The following is a 2,050-nucleotide window of genomic DNA, read 5'->3' on the forward strand; positions in this document are numbered from 1 at the left end:
CAGCTCATCGAGACCGGTCGGCCGAACAACGCTGTCAACGAGCGTGCGGTTGAGCTTCGAGTGGATGTCGTTGAGGACCACGCCGGGCTCGCGCACGGGCATTCGGGAAGGGCGACACGCGGCCGAGCCCAGAACTCCGAGAGCCCCGGCCTTGAGCAGGTCCCTACGGGTGATCATTGGTGGTCAGTATAGGGTCCCAGCTCATCCCCTGCTGCCGATACAATGCCTGTGGCTTGCGATCGTTCCCATTCCACGCCTTGCCGGCGCTCTTTTCGGTTCTCGCACTGCTTGCATGTGGCGGTGGCATCGAGGTAAAGAAAACCGGCACCCGCGCGGTCGTCATCGGCATCGACGGAGCCGACTGGAAAATCATCGAAGCCCTGGCAGCCGAAGGCGAGATGACCAACCTCATGGGTCTGCGTGAGCGCGGCACCTGGGGCCCGATCGAAACCTTGAACGACGTCCCGCTGTCGCCGGTGATCTGGACCAGTGTGGCCACCGGCAAGACCCCGGCCAAGCACGGCGTCACCTGGTTCATGGTCGATCAGCCGGACGGCACCCGGGTGCCGGTCAGGAGCTTCAACCGCAAGACCAAGGCGATTTGGAACATCTTGGGCGACCACGGCCGCCGCCCGACCGTTCTCGGTTGGTGGGCGACCTATCCCGCCGAAGATGTCGGCAAGGGCGCCATCGTCTCCGACGCCCTCGGCTACCACGGCTTCGGCTCGACCGCTCGCGGCGGCGAGGACTCGAAGAAGACCTACCCGGCAGAGCTCTACGAAACGGCCTTCGCCCGCATCCCGGCCGAGCAGCAGATCCCGGCCGACTTCGTGCAACGGTTCGTTCATTTGAGCGAGGCCGAGTACCGGGAAGAGATGTACGACCCGGCCCGGTTCCCGCGCCACGACCCGGTCAACCCGATCCACCTCTTCCAACAGTACGCGGTGACGGCGCAGGGCTACACGGCGATCGCCGAAGACCTGCTCGAGAACCGCGACCACGATCTTTTCCTGGTCTACTTCGAGCAGGTCGACAGCTTCTCCCACCTGTTCATGAAGTACGCGCCGCCGCGGCTCGAGTGGGTCGACGAGCGGGGTTTCGACCGCTACCGGGACCTCGTCTCCGAATGGTACAAGTACCAGGACGAGCTGCTGGGACGCGTTCTCGCCCAGGTCGATCTCGAGACGACGGCCGTCTTCCTGCTATCGGACCATGGCTTCAAGAGCGGTAGCCGACGCATTCGCAGCGAGCAGACCGTCGACGTCAAACGCGCCCACCTCGATCACGAAACCGACGGTGTTTTTCTCGCCGCCGGGCCCCAGATTCGCGCCGGGGCCAAAGTCGCCGGCGCCTCGGTGCTCGACCTCACGCCAACAGTGCTCCACTACCTGGGGTTCCCGATCGCCAAGGACATGGACGGCAAGGTGCTTGACCGGGTCTTCCTGCCCGAGTTCATGGTGGAGAACCCGATCCGCTACGTCACCAGCTACGAGGACGAATCGAGCGACGAGACCCCGACGCAGATCGAGGACTACGATGCCGACGAGCAGGCCGCCAACGAGCGAGCCCTGAGAGCGCTCGGCTATCTGGGCGGATCGGAAGAAGCAGAGCCGGCCTCGGAGCTGCCCGCGGGCGAGGCCGAGGAGTCCTCTCCCGAGATGCACAACAGCATGGGGCGGAGTCATCTGCGTAACGGCGAGCCGGACAGAGCCCGGCAGGAGTTCCAGAAGGCGCTGGCGCTGGATCCCTCGAACGCCGATGCGCTGCTGAACTTGGCGTCGATCCACCGAATAGAGGGCCGCGTCGCCGACGCCGAGCATCTTGTGCGCCGCGCTCTCCAGGTCGATCCGAACTCGATCGGTGCGCTATCGCAGCTCGCCGAGCTGCGCCGTGACCAGAGCGACCTCGCCGACGCGGTCCGGCTGTTCGAAGAAGCGCTCGGGATCGACAACTCGCAGCCTTTCCTCTACCTGGGCTACGGCGACGTGCTCCAACGGGCCGGCCGCTTGACCGAAGCCGAGAAGGCCTTCAAAGCCGTCCTCGAGCTCGA

General features: G+C 65.2%; 2 protein-coding genes. One reads left to right on the plus strand and one right to left on the minus strand.

Going from position 1 to position 2,050, the window contains the following annotated elements; translation table 11 throughout:
• Positions 1-177: twin-arginine translocation signal domain-containing protein (locus tag GY769_02735; GenBank protein MCP4200833.1), on the minus strand; the 177-nt coding region annotated here is incomplete at its 3' end.
• Between the two features lie 56 nt (positions 178-233).
• Here GY769_02735 and GY769_02740 point away from each other — a divergent pair.
• The coding region (locus tag GY769_02740; GenBank protein ID MCP4200834.1) for a tetratricopeptide repeat protein at positions 234-2,050 on the plus strand (1,817 nt) is incomplete at its 3' end.

It is taken from the genome of bacterium, assembly GCA_024224155.1.
In the GTDB taxonomy this organism is placed as follows: Bacteria; Acidobacteriota; Thermoanaerobaculia; order Multivoradales; family JAHEKO01; genus CALZIK01.